At 64.3% G+C, this 14,780-nt stretch carries 15 protein-coding genes; 7 read left to right on the forward strand and 8 right to left on the reverse strand.

Annotated elements, in window-relative coordinates; translation table 11 throughout:
* Positions 1–23: 23 nt before the first annotated feature.
* Both RIN79_RS03130 and RIN79_RS03135 read left to right on the forward strand, forming a co-directional pair.
* On the forward strand, positions 24–962 hold the full coding sequence (locus RIN79_RS03130; protein WP_309083163.1) for a helix-turn-helix domain-containing GNAT family N-acetyltransferase: 939 nt from the start codon (positions 24–26) through the stop codon (positions 960–962).
* 162 nt (positions 963–1,124) lie between these two features.
* On the forward strand, positions 1,125–3,140 hold the full coding sequence (locus RIN79_RS03135) for an elongation factor G (RefSeq protein WP_309083164.1): 2,016 nt from the start codon (positions 1,125–1,127) through the stop codon (positions 3,138–3,140).
* 263 nt (positions 3,141–3,403) lie between these two features.
* Here RIN79_RS03135 and RIN79_RS03140 read toward each other — a convergent pair whose 3' ends face one another.
* Together RIN79_RS03140 and trxB are read right to left on the reverse strand one after the other, a co-directional pair.
* Positions 3,404–4,294 (reverse strand): LysR family transcriptional regulator, encoded by an 891-nt coding sequence (locus tag RIN79_RS03140; protein ID WP_309083165.1) that lies wholly within the window; start codon positions 4,292–4,294, stop codon positions 3,404–3,406.
* 40 nt (positions 4,295–4,334) lie between these two features.
* Complete coding sequence (gene trxB / locus RIN79_RS03145; RefSeq protein ID WP_309083166.1) at positions 4,335–5,309, reverse strand: thioredoxin-disulfide reductase; 975 nt, start codon at positions 5,307–5,309, stop codon at positions 4,335–4,337.
* Between the two features lie 263 nt (positions 5,310–5,572).
* On the opposite strand from trxB, the gene RIN79_RS03150 reads away from it, so the two are divergent.
* Both RIN79_RS03150 and RIN79_RS03155 read left to right on the forward strand, forming a co-directional pair.
* Complete coding sequence (locus RIN79_RS03150; protein ID WP_309083167.1) at positions 5,573–6,046, forward strand: Lrp/AsnC family transcriptional regulator; 474 nt, start codon at positions 5,573–5,575, stop codon at positions 6,044–6,046.
* Between the two features lie 83 nt (positions 6,047–6,129).
* Positions 6,130–6,921 carry a glycosyltransferase family 25 protein gene (locus RIN79_RS03155; RefSeq protein ID WP_309083168.1) on the forward strand — a complete coding sequence of 264 codons (792 nt, stop codon included), beginning with the start codon at positions 6,130–6,132 and terminating at the stop codon, positions 6,919–6,921.
* Between the two features lie 48 nt (positions 6,922–6,969).
* On the opposite strand, the gene RIN79_RS03160 is transcribed toward RIN79_RS03155, so the two are convergent.
* The 6 genes from RIN79_RS03160 to greA are packed head-to-tail and all read right to left on the reverse strand — an operon-like array spanning position 6,970 to position 11,495.
* Positions 6,970–7,764: a glycosyltransferase family 25 protein gene (locus RIN79_RS03160; RefSeq protein ID WP_309083169.1), complete on the reverse strand. Its 795-nt coding sequence runs from the start codon at positions 7,762–7,764 to the stop codon at positions 6,970–6,972.
* 28 nt (positions 7,765–7,792) lie between these two features.
* On the reverse strand, positions 7,793–8,494 hold the full coding sequence (locus RIN79_RS03165; RefSeq protein ID WP_309083170.1) for a glycosyltransferase: 702 nt from the start codon (positions 8,492–8,494) through the stop codon (positions 7,793–7,795).
* Between the two features lie 11 nt (positions 8,495–8,505).
* On the reverse strand, positions 8,506–9,168 hold the full coding sequence (locus RIN79_RS03170; RefSeq protein ID WP_309083171.1) for a glycosyltransferase family 29 protein: 663 nt from the start codon (positions 9,166–9,168) through the stop codon (positions 8,506–8,508).
* Positions 9,169–9,171: 3 nt separating this feature from the next.
* Positions 9,172–9,927 carry a glycosyltransferase family 25 protein gene (locus RIN79_RS03175; RefSeq protein WP_309083172.1) on the reverse strand — a complete coding sequence of 252 codons (756 nt, stop codon included), beginning with the start codon at positions 9,925–9,927 and terminating at the stop codon, positions 9,172–9,174.
* Positions 9,924–10,967: a glycosyltransferase family 4 protein gene (locus RIN79_RS03180; RefSeq protein ID WP_309083324.1), complete on the reverse strand. Its 1,044-nt coding sequence runs from the start codon at positions 10,965–10,967 to the stop codon at positions 9,924–9,926. Before RIN79_RS03180 ends, RIN79_RS03175 begins: the two co-directional genes overlap by 4 nt.
* Before the next feature lie 54 nt (positions 10,968–11,021).
* On the reverse strand, positions 11,022–11,495 hold the full coding sequence (greA, locus tag RIN79_RS03185) for a transcription elongation factor GreA (RefSeq protein ID WP_309083173.1): 474 nt from the start codon (positions 11,493–11,495) through the stop codon (positions 11,022–11,024).
* 261 nt (positions 11,496–11,756) lie between these two features.
* Here greA and RIN79_RS03190 point away from each other — a divergent pair, with 261 nt between their 5' ends.
* The 3 genes from RIN79_RS03190 (at position 11,757) to RIN79_RS03200 (ending at position 14,713) form a co-directional block, all read left to right on the forward strand.
* Positions 11,757–12,881 (forward strand): PQQ-dependent sugar dehydrogenase, encoded by a 1,125-nt coding sequence (locus tag RIN79_RS03190; protein WP_375165867.1) that lies wholly within the window; start codon positions 11,757–11,759, stop codon positions 12,879–12,881.
* Positions 12,882–12,987: 106 nt separating this feature from the next.
* The gene (locus tag RIN79_RS03195; RefSeq protein WP_309083174.1) at positions 12,988–13,875 is read left to right on the forward strand and encodes a DMT family transporter; all 888 of its coding nucleotides are present in this window, start codon (positions 12,988–12,990) and stop codon (positions 13,873–13,875) included.
* A gap of 22 nt (positions 13,876–13,897) precedes the next feature.
* Positions 13,898–14,713, forward strand: coding sequence for an extensin family protein (locus RIN79_RS03200; RefSeq protein WP_309083175.1), 816 nt, complete (start codon positions 13,898–13,900; stop codon positions 14,711–14,713).
* The last annotated feature ends 67 nt before the right edge of the window (positions 14,714–14,780 follow it).

Here is a 14,780-nt window from a genome sequence, read left to right on the forward strand (position 1 = left end):
TGTCCAACGGGAGGACACCCGTAATGGACCAGGTTAATCATTCGCCGTCGGAGGAGCAGATCGCCAATGTCAGGCGCTTCAACCGTTTCTACACGCGCCAGCTCGGACTGCTGGCTGAAGGTCTGCTGGACAGCGAATTCTCGCTGAGCGAAGCGCGCGTCCTTTTCGAGCTCGCCCATCGCGAGACACTGACCGCCACCGATCTCGGCCGCGAGCTTGGTCTGGACGCAGGCTATCTCAGCAGGATGCTGAAAAGGTTCGAGCAGCGCGGATTTTTGAAGCGCCGCCCATTGGCGCAGGACGCGCGCCAGTCCCGCCTTGTCCTGACGGAGGTGGGGCGGCGCGCTTTCGAGCCGCTCAACCGGGCCTCCAGAGACCAGGTCGCGCGCCTGCTCACGCCTCTGGCTTCGACCGAGCGCGAGAAGCTGGTCAGCGCCATGGCGACTGTGGAGCGCCTGCTGGGGAGTCCGCCGGAGCCAAAAGTGCCTTACGTCCTGCGCCCCCTGCGGGTGGGCGATCTTGGCTGGATCGCTCATCGCCAAGGGCTGCTCTACAACCAGGAATATGGCTGGGACGAGACCTACGAGGCGCTGGTGACGCAGATCCTGGCCGAGTTCGTGAACAGGTTCGATCCCCGAAGCGAGGCCTCTTGGGTGGCCGAGCGCGAGGGCGAAGTGGTCGGCTCCGTGTTCCTCGTCAGGGAAACCGAGGCGATCGCAAGACTCCGCCTCCTCTATGTGGAGCCGGCTGCGCGGGGCCTTGGCATCGGCCGGCGGCTGGTGGATGAGTGCATCGCCTTCGCCCGGGCGAAGAACTATCGCGTCCTCACCCTCTGGACCAACGATGTTCTCGTCTCTGCTCGCCGCATCTACCAGGCGGCGGGATTCAAGCTGGTGAAGGAGGAGCGGCACCGCTCCTTCGGCAAGGACCTGGTGGGGCAGACCTGGAATCTCGACCTCTGACCGGCAGCTCCCCTTGAAGGAGGATCATAGGCCGCCTTTCCTCTTGCCCGTCGGCTCTGCGCGTGTGACGATAGGTCGCGGGTGCTGCGACAGGCACTTCAGTGCGGCGGCCGGAAAGGGGGCCGGCCGCCGCTCACCGAGGACGCGTGAGAGGAGGTCGGCATGGGTAATCGCGCCGGAGAAAGGCACAAGGGACCAAAATGCATTGCCATTCTTGGTCCCCTCGCCAGCGGCAAGACAACGCTTTTCGAAGCCATTTTGGAGCGGACCGGTACCACCAACAAATCGGGCGGTGCGCAGGGCGCCGGCGAGGCGCGCGCCCACAATATGAGCGTGGAGGCGAGTTTTGCGACCACCAGCTTCATGGGCGAGACCATCACTTTGGTGGACTGCCCCGGCTCGGTGGAATTCGCCCACGAAGCGGAGCCGGTGCTGGTCGCGGCGGATGCCGCCATCGTCGTGGTGGATGCGGACGACAGCAAACTGCCCATGCTGCAGCTCATCCTGCGGCGGCTCGATGATGCCGGCGTGCCGCGCATGCTCTTCCTCAACAAAATGGACAAGTGCGAGGCTGGGGTACGCGAACTGCTGAAGGGGCTGCAGCCGGCAAGCAGCGTGCCGCTGCTCCTGCGGCACATCCCGCTCCGCAAGAACGGCGCCCTCGTCGGCTCGATCGATCTCGCCCTGGAGCGGGCCTATATCTATCGCGATCACGCCGAGAGCGAGATCGCTCCGATCCCGGACGACGAGAAGGCGCGAGAGCTCGAGGCTCGCTTCTCCATGCTGGAGACATTGGCCGACCATGACGACCAGCTGATGGAGCAGCTTCTCGAAGAAAAAGAGCCGCCTCGCGACGCCATTTTCGATGATCTGGCGGCGGATCTTCGCGCCGGCGCGGTGACGCCCGTGCTCATCGGTTCGGCTGACCATGGCAATGGCGTGCTCCGCGTGCTGAAGGCGATCCGGCACGACGTCCCCGACGTGACGCAGACACGGCGCCGCCTCGGCCTGGAAGAAAGCGGCGGCGCGACGCTGCAGGTGATGAAGTCGATCCATACCGGCCATGGCGGGAAGATTTCCGTCGCTCGCGTGCTTTCCGGCAGCATCTCCGACGGAACGGAGCTTCCGGGCGCCGGCCGTGTTTCCGGTATCTACAGGCTCGTCGGCCGCGAGCAGACGAAATTACCTTCCGTAGGCGAAGGCGACACCGTGGCGCTCGGAAAACTGGAGGACGCAAATACTGGCGATACGCTTTCGACGGCCAAGGGCGTCCAGCAGCTCGCCAGAATTGCGCCGCCGCGCCCCGTCTTTGCGGTGACGGTGAGCCCGCGCGACCGCAAGGATGAAGTCAAGCTCTCGACGGCGCTGCAGAAGCTGCTGCAGGAAGACCCTTCGCTCGTCCTGGAGCAGAGCCAGGATACGGCCGAGACGATCCTTGGCGGCCAGGGCGAGATGCATCTGCGCATCGCCCGCGAGCGGCTCGAGGGAAAGTATCAGGTGGCAGTCGAGATGCGCCCGCCCACCATTCCCTATCGGGAGACCATCAGAAAGCCGGTCACGCAGCGCGGCCGCCACAAGAAGCAGTCGGGCGGGCATGGCCAGTTCGGCGACGTGGTGCTGAACATAAAACCCCTGCCCCGCGGCAGCGGCTTCGAATTCACCGAGACCATCACCGGAGGCGTGGTGCCGCGGCAGTATGTGCCCTCGGTCGAGGCTGGAGTGCGGGACTCGCTCAAGACCGGGCCGCTCGGCTTTCCGGTGGTCGATATTGCCGTCAACCTCGCCGACGGATCCTATCATACGGTCGATTCCTCGGACATGGCCTTCCAGCTCGCCGCTCGCCTGGCAATGAAGGAGGGTTTGGCGGCCGCCAGCCCGGTGCTGCTGGAGCCGATCCTCAAGGTGGAGGTGGTCACCCCATCCGATGCGACCGCGCGCGTGACCGCCATCCTCTCTCAGCGGCGCGGCCAGATCCTCGGCTTCGACACGCGTGAAGGCTGGCCCGGATGGGACGTGGTGGAAGCCATGCTGCCCGAAGCGGAAATGGGAAATCTTATCATCGAGCTGCGCTCCGCGACGGCGGGAGCGGCAAGCTACCGCGCCAGCTTCGACCATATGGCCGAGCTTACCGGGCGCCTCGCCGACGATGCCCTGACGGCACGGGGCAAGGCCGCTTGAGGCTAGTGGTCCTGGGCGGACGCTGATCTGTGGGTCCCAGCCCCTCGCCGCAGACAAAAAAAGAGCCGGATCAGAGATCCGGCTCAATTATGGAAGTGCCAATTAAGGCGAAACCTCCAGAGGGGAACACTCGCGGGGGCTAATGGGAGGAGAACGCGCCCCGGGAGTGACCACGATATGAGCACTCCATGCCCAAATAACAACCACAGGATTTTGCATTCCAGCCATGCACATTTCGCATAGCTGGATGAAAGGAGCGCCGATCAATAGGTCCAGCTGCGCGATTTCGAGATGAGGAAATCGCGGAAAACCTGCAGCTTCGCCTGGTTTTTCATGGCGTCGGGGTAGCAGAAATAGGTGTCGAAGGACGGCACCGCTGTCTCGGGCAGGAGCTGGACCAGGCCGCTGTCGTTACCCACAACATAATCCGGCAGCATGGCGATGCCCGCCCCGCGCTGCACGGCGATCTTGATCGACAGGATATTGTTGATTTGCAAGGCTGTAATCCGCTTGGCGCCCTCCGGCCGCCCGGCCGTCTCCAGCCAGTTCATGTCGCTCAGATGCTGCGGGACCGTCTCGCCGAAGGTGACGATCCGATGCCGGTCGAGGTCGACCACCGATGACGGCTTGCCGTACCGGTTGATATAGGCGGGCGACGCGTAAAGGTGGAAATGCACCGTGAACAGCTTGCGCTGGATGAGGTCCGGCTGCTGCGGCTGGCGCATGCGGATGGCGCAGTCCGCCTGCCGCATGGTGAGGTCAAGCTCCTCATTGTCGAGGATGAGCTGCAGCTGGATGTCGGGATAGAGCTCGCCGAATTCGGGCAGTCGCTCGGTGAGCCAGCCGGTGCCGAGGCCGACCGTGGTCGACACGCGCAGCACCCCTGAAGGCCGGTCCTTCGTCTCCGAAAGACGCACCTTCACCGTCTCCAGCTTCATCAGGACGTCGTGGGCCGTGCGATAGAGCAGTTCGCCCTGTTCGGTCAGCACCAGCCCGCGCGCATGCCGGTGGAAAAGCGTGACGCCCAGCTCCTGCTCCAGCGCGCTCACCTGCCGGGAGATGGCCGATTGCGAAAGATGCAGCGTCTCGGCCGCATGTGTGAACGAGCCTGCGGCCGCCGCCGCGTGGAAAACGCGTAGCTTGTCCCAGTCCAACGCCGCATTCCCCTCTTTTTTGGCGGCTAATTTACGGCGGCTATTCTGCCGCTTCGCGATGCATCTCCAGTTCCGCCAGGTATTTTTCAGCTTCCAGCGCGGCCATGCAGCCAAGGCCGGCAGCGGTCACTGCCTGCCTGTAGACATCGTCGGCCACGTCGCCGGCGGCGAAGACGCCCGGCACGTCGGTGCGCGTCGAGCCCGGCTCGGTCCACAGATAGCCGTTCGGCTTCTGCTTCAGCTTGCCTTCGAAGAGCTCGACCGCGGGCGCGTGGCCGATCGCCACGAAGACGCCGTCGACGGGAAGGTCCCGGACTTGGCCTGTCTTCACGTTCTGCACCCGGATACCGGTCACCGAGGGCGGCAGCGGCGGCTTCGGCCTCTCGCCGAGGATCTCGTCCACCACCGTGTCCCACATCACCTCGACATTGGGCTTCTGCACGAGCCGCTCGCGCAGGATGCGCTCGGCGCGGAACTCGCCGCGCCGATGGATCACGGTGACGTGCCTCGCCAGATTGGAAAGGTAGAGCGCCTCCTCGACGGCGGTGTTGCCGCCGCCGATCACCACCACATCCTTGCCGCGGTAGAAGAAGCCGTCGCAGGTGGCGCAAGCCGAGACGCCGAACCCCATGAAGGCATTTTCCGAGGGCAGGCCCAGCCATTTGGCCTTGGCGCCCGTGGCGACGATCAGCGCGTCGCAGGTATAGACCGCGCCGGAATCTCCGGTGAGCCGGAAGGGCCGCGTGCGGATATCCGCTTCCACGATCAGGTCGTTGACGATCTCCGCGCCCACATGCTCGGCCTGCAGCCTCATCTGCTCCATCAGCCAGGGGCCCTGGATCGGCTCGGCGAAGCCCGGATAGTTTTCCACGTCGGTGGTGATCATGAGCTGCCCGCCCTGCTCCAGCCCGGATACGAGCACCGGCTTCAGCATCGCACGCGCAGCATAGATGGCAGCGGTGTATCCGGCCGGTCCCGACCCGATGATCAGAACAGGCGCGTGGCGGGTGGTCATCTACTCTTCCTTTCCGACAAGTTGAGATGGCGCGGAGACGCTCGCCGGCCGGTTCCCGATCTAAGTATTCCATATACGACGGCGCAAGGCTAAGAAGGAATTTCCAACAGTTTGCCCGCCTGCCGGCCCTCTATTACCCAATGCCGGGCGAAAGGCAAAACCGCGCGCTGCGCACAACTGCTTGCCACTTCCTTCCGTCGCGTACATTTATTGCGCAGCCGCGACAGATTCGTGCTGAATGGCCGGATAGAGGGAGAGTGCCGATGCCGTTGAAGGCCGATCTGGACGCCATTGACTGGAAAATCCTGCGCGAATTGCAGAAGGACGGCCGCATCACCAACGTCGAATTGTCCCGGCGCGTCGGCATCTCCGCGCCGCCGTGCCTGCGCCGGGTGCGGCGGCTAGAGGAAAGCGGCATCATCAAAGGCTATCGCGCCCTTCTCAATAGCCCGGTGCTCGGCTTCGACGTCGTCGCCTTCTGCCTCGTCGGCTTGCATCATCAATCCGAGGCGGAGCTTCGGACCTTCGCCGAGCGCGCGCGCAACTGGCCGATCGTGCGGCGGGCATGGATGGTGTCGGGCGATTCGGACTTTCTGCTCCACTGCGTGGCCACCGATCTCAGCACGTTTCAGACCTTCGTCATCGAGGAACTGACCTCCGCGCCCAATGTCGATACGGTGCGCACCGCGCTGACCATCCGGCAGGTGAAGGACGAGGGGCTGGTATCGATTGGGTGAGGCAAAGGCCGTTTTGGGAGCCTGAACGCACGCCCGTCAGACCCGCCTTGCACCGCCTGTCGTGGAGACCTATGGCTCACCGCATGATCAAAGCCTACGTCATCAATCTCGACCGCGACCGCGAGCGCTGGGCTCATGTGGAGCGTCAGGGCCAGCAGTTGGGCATCGCTTGGACCCGCGTGGTAGCGGTCGACAAGCTCGAAGAGGCCATTGCCCAGCGGGCGGCGGGCGCGCGGCCGGGAGCGCTCGGCTTTATCATGTCGGCGGGCGCCATCGCCTGCTTCGAAAGCCATCGCAAGGTCTGGCGGCTGATCGTCGATTCAGGCGACGAGTATGGAGCCGTCTTCGAGGATGATGTCGTCTGCTCGCAGGCGCTGCCCGCCTTCCTGTCCAGTACCGACTGGCTTCCTGGCGGCTGCGATGTGGCCAAGCTCGAAACCTTCCTCGTGAAGGCCACGGTGAGCACCACGCCGGCGACCACTTATATGCAACGAAAGGTGCTGCGCCTTTATGGCAGGCATCTGGGCGCCTGCGCCTATGTCATCTCGCGCCAGACGGCAGCGCGTTTGCTCCCGCTGACGGAAACGCCCGCTGACCCCGTCGACGAAGTCTTGTTCAACGCGCAGTCGATGCTTTTTCCGCCTCTCACGCTTTATCAGGTAGATCCGGCGCCTTGTATCCAAGGCATGTTGCTGGAGATGGACCAGGATCACGAGTACCTGAAAAGCAGCAATGACAGAAATGCGAAACTGGCCAACAAACGCTATAGAAACACCGCCCACTATCTGACCCGGAAGGTCGTGCGGCTTTGGGGGAAACTCCTCGAGGCGTTCGGGCATCGAGAGAGGCGCAGGATAGAGTTCACTCCCGACTGAGTACCCTCATCCGCGGCAGCCAAGACCTTCCGGAGGGGCAGCCGGGAACTACCGGAAATCCACCACGATCCACTTCTTGTCGGTCAGCCATGTCGAGGCCATCCGCTGTACCAAATTCGCGAGTTGGACGGACGGACGCTTTGCCTCTCGCCACAGCTTCATCAAGCCACGCGGCCTGTCCTGAGATCTTTCTTCGTGCAGATCACTGCCGAGGCCTATGACGGCTGCCGGGTCCTTCAGGAAGAAATCCTGTATGCAGATGGCCGGGCAAAGCTGAAGGGTCTCGAGCGAGGACGCGGAGGGCTGCTCCGGATTGAATATGAAGTGATCGACCGGACAGTTGAACGTCTGGCTCATCGCAAGAAGCTTTTCCGCCCCCTTTCGCGTGACGATATAGCCGCCCGCCCCCACATGCTTGCCCGCCAGCCGGTGGAGCCGGCGCGCGCCAACCACGGCGAAAGGCGATTTATCAACGCGCGTCGGTTGCCGCATTGTTTCCAGTTTGACGATATCCGTCTCCTCGGGCACCCAATCGCCGTTTGCAAGAAGTGAGGCCGCATCATCCGCCATATGCAGGTCATCCTCGAAAACCGCAGCGAGCGGCAGTCCCTCGTCCACCACCCGCCGCCAGCATTCCCTATGGCTTAGAAAGCAGGCGACCGCTCCTGGCCGCATTGCGCCAAACGAAGCGTGGCCGCACCAGCGCCCTATCGCTTCTTCCGACAATTGCGCCCCGTCCACCGCGCTGACGCGGCTAAAGGACAGGCCCATGCCCTCAAGCATGCGCGCCATCCGCCGCAGGCGCTCAGGCTGGCGGTCCAAATTGATAACGAACAGCTTCATTCGCGCTAAGTCGCGCTGGCCCCCCAACTCAGATCGGCATCCAGTTCGGGTCGACCTTGGAGGCCTCGGCGCGCCACAGATCGCCATAATCGACGTTTTGCCAGGCCTTGAACCAGGGGCCGCCATTGGTGAAGTGGACGGCGCTCGGCGTGCCGCTCTCCGGCTTCTCGCTCCAGCCCTCGAGCCAGTTCCAACTTTCGGGCAGGCCGCCAATCTCCTCGTCCTTCGCCCACTGCATGCGGTGCAAGTACGCGCCGCTCTCGCGGTTAATCACCTCCGGCGTCAGCGTCTTCGTGGAGGGATGCTCGCAATTAAACAGCATGAAGGAGGACCAGTTCTTGCGCGGATAATTGGTCTGCACCTTGCCGTCCATCTTGACCGTCGCCTTCGGCGTGTAGTCGTGCTTCACGCAAAGCACCGCTTTGGTCTGATCCTGGTAGGAAAGGAGCTTCGCTACGTCGTCCAGGAAAAGGAAGTCGCAGTCGCAGAAGAGCGCCCAGCCCTTGTACCCGGCGAGCCAGGGCGTAAAGAAGCGGGAATAGGTGAACTCGGTCGATGCGAGGGGATCGATCTCGCGCGTATATGCGCCCTTTTCTACCAGATCCGAAAGCTTGATAGGGTGCACCTCGACCGGAATACTGGCCCGTTCGACCAAGGTTTTCTTCGCCACATCATAGGCAATCGGCTCGCGGGAATCCCAGCCGATGTAAATGTCGAGCTTGTTGTCCATATCCACTCCTTCTACTTTTTCAGCTTATCCCGGCGCCGTGTATCATCCGCCGAAGGCCATATGTGGATTGCGCGCCCCGCGAGCTTTCGTTCGATCCAGGCCCTCTCATAGTCCCACGTGTGCCGCTGCCAGCCCTGCCAGCTAAAGCCCGCAATCTCGACGTCCCACTCTTCAGGGGGAAGTTTCTCCAACGTATAGCGAATGCCAAGATAACCCGTGCTGGGAAATACTCGCTTCTCCAGGGTCTCTTCTGGCTCGAGGCCGAGATCTCGGCAACTCTCCTCATAAAAGCTGGGAGAAAGAATGGCGACGGTTCTACCGGCTTTGCCATACATCATCAGCGCCGGCCAGGTCCATTCCGCCCGCCGACCCTTGATGCGCGACAGGAGCTTCGGCTTGAGCCCATATTTCTCCACCGAGAGAGGATGATTGACCAGGAACACGAGTTCCGCGGCCTGCACGATCGGGGACGTCGGATAGTCCCGATTCTTCAGGCGCCGCTCCATCGGCTTGCCCGTGTTGCAGACGAAGAGCCAGTTGGTCTTCGTGCCGCTCATCCCGAACGAGGTCTTTGGTTCGTTGAAACGCACCACATGGTCGCATGCATCGACATGCGATGACATGTCAAAGAGGATGGGGCCGTTGCCGACGATGAACGCCTTTTTTCTTGCCACCCTTCAATTCCCCCGATCTTTTGCCGTGCGGCTGTTTAGAACATCGCGCATGGCCACGGCAAACCGATAACCCGCCCGGCTCACCTCCCGTGATAAGATTTCGCCGAAGGGCTTTCCCTTGCCCTGCACGGTGGTCCCGCCCAGCTTCGCTGCAACCTCGCGGATAGCCACGGGCGCGGAACTGAGTACCCGCACGCCATGCAGCCAGCGCATCTGAATGGTGGTGTCGACGGGCCGGTCGAATTTGCGTGTAAAGGCGAGCAACTCGCTTGCGGCCTCGCGCCCGACAAGCTGCGCCTGCATCCCGAGCCCAAGAACCTTGGGCAGGAAAAGGCGGCTTGCGCCGGCTTCAGCAACCACCTGGCTGTCGCTTTCCCGCGCCTGCTTTGGAAAGCGCACATAGTCTCCCGGCCGGGCATTGGCGAGCGCCAGCTCCAGCACGTCGCGGAAATTCGGCAAAAGCTCCACGTCGTCCTCCACCACCAGCCCCGCATCGAGGTTCCGATCGATGATCGTCTGCCAGGCCGTGCGGTGGGAGAGGAAGCAGGCGATCTCGGCCCTGCGCAGGGGAAAGGGGTAGCGCGGCCGGTGGAGTCCCGGCCGGTAGACCCGCGCGATCTCGTCCTCCGAAAGCCTCTCGGCGTCGATAGCGTCGATGACGGTGACCGGCATCGGCAGCAGCGCTTCGCGCAACCGCTCCACCTGCGGCGCGCGGCCATGCGCCCGCGCAAGATGAATGATGAACGCCTCCACCTTCATGCGCCGCGCTCCCAGAGGCTTTCATAGACGGCGCGCAGGGCTGCGGCCTCGCCGGCAAGCGCGAAGCGGGTGCAGACATGCGCCCTCCCCGCCCGACCTTCCCGTTCGGCCATCGCCGGATCGGCCAGATAGGGCTCGATCGCTTTCGCCAGCGCCGCGCCGTCTCCGGCCGGCACCACCCTGCCTGTTTCGCCCTGCATGATCTGCTCGGAATAGGCGCCCGCATCGCTTGCGACCACGGCCGTGCCCGATGCCATGGCCTCGAGCGGCGTCAGCCCAAAACCTTCATTGCGCGAGGGCGCCACATAGACGGTGATGCGCCGGTACCAGGGGCGCACGTCCGGCACTTCGCCGAGGAAGAGAACGCGCTCCGCGAGCCCGGCCTCCTTCACCCGGCGCTGGAGATCGTCCGTGAAAACACGGTGCTGCGCCGTCGTGCGGCCGAGCACGACCGCCGTCCAGTCCGGATAGCGCGGCAGAAGCTTGATCATGGCATCAACGAAGAGGTCTGTGCCCTTCTGGTGCCGGATGCGTCCGAAGCAGCCGATCCCGTAGCGGCCGGGCAAGCCCGTCGCCGCCCATTCGTCCTCCGGGTCGCGCCGCGGGTGGAAGAGCTCGGGATCGACGCCATGCATGATGACCCGATGCGGCACGTCCAGGAAGGAGCCCGAGCGCACGCTTGTCGCCACCACCGCATCCATGCGCCGGATCAGCCAGCGCGTGAAAGCCTTGTGATGGCGCTGCGCCGCCGAGGTGAAGACCAGGCGCAGCGGGGCCCGGAAGACATCGCGCAGCAGGATGCCCGGGAGCATCTCAATATTGCGGCGGGCATGCCAGATGCGGAACGGCTTTGCCGCCGGGCGCCGAAGCAGCCCAGGCACCTGCCACCAGCGCATTTGCGGCAGGGTGGAAGGCAGGCCCGGCCCGAGCGTCACAATCGAAAGCTCTCGCGCCTGCAGCGGCACGAGCTGGACGATCGTGCTTGTGACGCCGGAGAGGCGGCGCTTGAAATTGGGCGCCACCACCTCCACCCGGGCCATATCGAGGGGGGCTGCCGCGAGGGCCGGGGCGGCTTCGGCCGTCATGGCAGGCGATCAGCCGTACTGGACGCGCACCACCTCATAGCCGCGCGCGCCACCAGGCGCGTTGACCTCGATGGAGTCCCCCACGCCCTTGCCGATCAGGGCGCGGGCAATCGGCGAGGAAATGGAGATGCGGCCGGACTTCACGTCGGCCTCCTGGTCGCCGACGATCTGGTAGGTTTTCTCTTCTTCCGTATCCTCGTCGACGAGAACGACGGTAGCGCCGAACTTGACGGTATCGCCGGAGAGCTTCTTCACGTCGATCACCTCGGCGCGCGCGATGAAGTCTTCGAGCTCGCCGATGCGGCCCTCATTGAGGCTCTGGGCCTCCTTGGCCGCGTGATATTCCGCGTTTTCCGAAAGGTCTCCATGTGAGCGGGCCTCGGCGATCGCTTCGATGATGCGCGGCCGCTCTTCCTGCTGGCGCCAGCGCAGCTCTTCCTTCAGCGACTCGTATCCAGCCAGGGTCATCGGGACCTTGTTCATTTTCACACCACCTTCCTGACTCATGCGCCCCGTCTTGGGATGCGGCGGCACACAAAAAGAAAACGGTCCGAAAGCCAGGGCCACGGAACCGTTCGTTCGACTCCGGCAAAATATAGCAACGTCCTCAGCTTTTTCACGCGAATTTTTTTGCCGCGGAATCCCGGAATGCTCGGCATGGAGCGCGCTCCTCGCGACCCGGCTTGGCGCAGGCGGCGGGCAACCCTATTTGCGAAGGAAGGTTCCCTATCGACGGAGATGCAGATGCCCAGGCTTGCTGTCGCCGCCCTTTTCGCAACCCTCCTCGCAGCGCAGGCTCAGGCTCAGACCTTCGAGGCGGAAGGGATCCGGCTCGAGGCGGAATCGCTGACGGACGGGCTCGAACATCCATGGGGCATCGATTTCCTGCCCGATGGAGCAGCGATCGTGACGGAACGGCCCGGCCGCATGCGCATCTTCGCCGATGGCGAGCTTTCCGAGCCCCTGGAGGGAGTCCCCGAAGTGGCCGCAATGGGCCAGGGCGGACTCCTCGACGTCGTCGCCGCCCGCGATTTCGAACAGTCCGGCACGGTCTTCTTTTCCTATGCCGAGCCCGGCGAGGGGGGAGCCGGCACCGCCATCGCCCGTGCAAGGCTCGTGCGCGAGGACGGAGCGCCAAGGCTAGAGGATGTCCGCACCCTTTTTTCGCTTGAGCCGAAGACCGGCCGTGGCCAGCACTTCGGCTCGCGCATCGTGGAGGCCCCGGACGGCACCTTGTTCTTCACCATTGGCGACCGCGGGCAAAGCGAGCGCGCGCAGGACATCTCCGACCCCGCCGGCTCCATTCTGCGCATAAACCCCGACGGCAGCGTACCCCAGGACAATCCGTTCGCCGGACGGGAAGATGCGGCGCCGCAGATTTGGTCGATAGGCCACCGCAATCCGCAGAGCGCCGTCTGGGATCCTGTGACCGGCGCGCTCTGGACGGTGGAGCACGGCGCCCGCGGCGGCGACGAGGTGAACCGGCCGGAAGCCGGCAAGAACTACGGCTGGCCGGTGATCGGCTATGGCCGCCACTATTCCGGCCAGCGCATCGGACGGGGCACCGAAGCGCCCGGTTACGAGCAGCCGGAATACTACTGGGACCCCTCCATCGCCCCCTCGGGCATGGCGGTGTACCAAGGGTCCATGTTCCCGGAATGGGAGGGCGACTTCCTGGTCGGTGCTCTGAGCTTTGAACTCGTCTCGCGGCTCGAGCGTGACAGCGCCGGGGAGATCACCGGCGAGGAGCGCCTGTTCGAAGGCGCCTTCGGCAGGATCCGCGATGTCGAGGTGGCGCCGGACGGGTCCGTGTGGCTGCTGACCGACGAGGGCAATGGCCAGATCATCCGCATCTCGCGCGCCGAATGAATGCACGCCGGTCCGGTGCTGGCCCAGCCCTCTTCGCTTCTGCCCCGCTTGCGCCGGCGGGCCCGGCTGGTATGAGGACGCCTGAGGACAACGACAGGCGCGCCGCATGACCCGTTTCCAGGCCAACAGTCTCCTGCTCATAGCCGGCGCCATGTGGGGCATGGGCTTCGTGGCCCAGTCGACGGCCATGGAGGCCATAGGCCCGTTCCTCTTCATCGGCCTGCGTTTTGCCATTGCCGGATTGTCGGTGCTGCCCTTCGCTCTGCGCGAGGGGGCACGCGCCGCCACGCCCCTCGCCGCCGCCGACTGGCGCGCCTTCGGGCTGGTCGGCATTGTCCTGTTTCTCGGCATGGCGGCCCAGCAGGTCGGCCTTTTGACGACAACCGTGACCAATTCCGGCTTTCTCACCGGCCTCTATGTGGTGATGGTGCCGTTCCTCAGCGTCCTCCTTTTCCGCCAGTGGCCACACATCATCGTGTGGCCCGCCACCCTCTGCGCACTCGCCGGCATCTGGCTCCTTTCCGGGGGCGATGCGGTGGCTCTGCGCATCGGTGATTGGCTGACCATCCTCTGCGCCCTTTGCTGGGCGTTCCAGGTGATCTTCATCGCCCGCGCCGCGGCACGTACGGGCCGCCCCATCACGCTTGCCGTCGCGCAATTCGCCGTCACAGGCCTGCTCGGGCTTATGATTGCGCTTGCCGTCGAACCCATCAATCTTTCTGCCATTCGCGCCGCGCTGCCGGAAATCCTTTATGCCGGCATCTTCTCCGGCGGCATCGCCTTCACCTTGCAGGTCATCGGCCAGCGCTACACCACCGCGCCGCAGGCCGCGATCTTCCTGTCCACGGAGGCTGTTTTTGCTGCCCTTTTCGGCGCAATGTTCCTGGGCGAGCGTCTGCCTCCGGCCGGCCTGGTCGGCTGCGCCCTCATCCTTTCGGCGATTCTTCTTGTCGAGATCGTGCCGGCGCTACGCGGCCGGCGTACCGCCTCCTGAGCACTCTCTTCTCTGTGGCGGGATGCGTCATCGATCGGGATCGTGTAGCATCGGGAGAGGCGGGCGACAGGAACGGGGTGATCATGGATCTGACGGCCCCCGAGCGACCGGCGCCTCGTCATTGCTGAACTTGACATGCCTTCTCCGACCGCTCCTGACCGCCTGCGCGCTATCTCTAGCCGCTTGCCAGGCCTTTGCAGCGGATGTCGAGCTTCCCGCTCAGGCGCCCATACCCCAAGCGCGCGAAGAGGCGCTTCGGCGGTCGCCCCGCCCGCCCGGAAAGCCGGCTGCAAAACAACTCCTGCCGGCCGCCGAGCAGACTTGCCGCGCTGCCTTGCGCGATCTCCAGGCCAGCTTCGCCGAGGCGGCTCCGGTCGAAAAGAAGGGCGGCTGCGCGCTCCAGCACCCGGTCGAACTTTCTTTCGCATCGCGCCATATCCGCATCGAACCGCCGGCGGTCCTCGACTGCCAGACGGCCCTCGTCGTCGCCCGCTTCTTCGGCACGGACAGGATCGCGCCGAAGCATTTCCGGGCGGCCATAAAGACGGTGCACAATGCCTCCGGCTATGTGTGCCGGCCCATCGGCGGCGGAAGGAACCTTTCCGAGCACGCCTTCGGCAGGGCGCTCGACATCTCCGGCTTCACGCTGTCGGACGGACGGCAGATCGCCGTCCAGCAGCACGGGCGAGGCCAAGGCCCGGAAGCGAAGTTCCTGCGCGACATCCGAGAGGCGGCTTGCGGCCCGTTCTCGACCGTGCTCGGCCCCGGCACGGACGCCGCACATGCCGACCATTTTCACTTCGACACCAAGAAACGGCGCGCCCCTTACTGTCGCTAGCGGCTCCGGCGCCGCATTTTCGCCAAAAGCGTCAACGCGCCCGCTGAGCTTTCGTTTACCGATCGCG

This window comes from Chelativorans sp. (assembly GCF_031180965.1).
Lineage (GTDB): Bacteria > Pseudomonadota > Alphaproteobacteria > Rhizobiales > Rhizobiaceae > Chelativorans.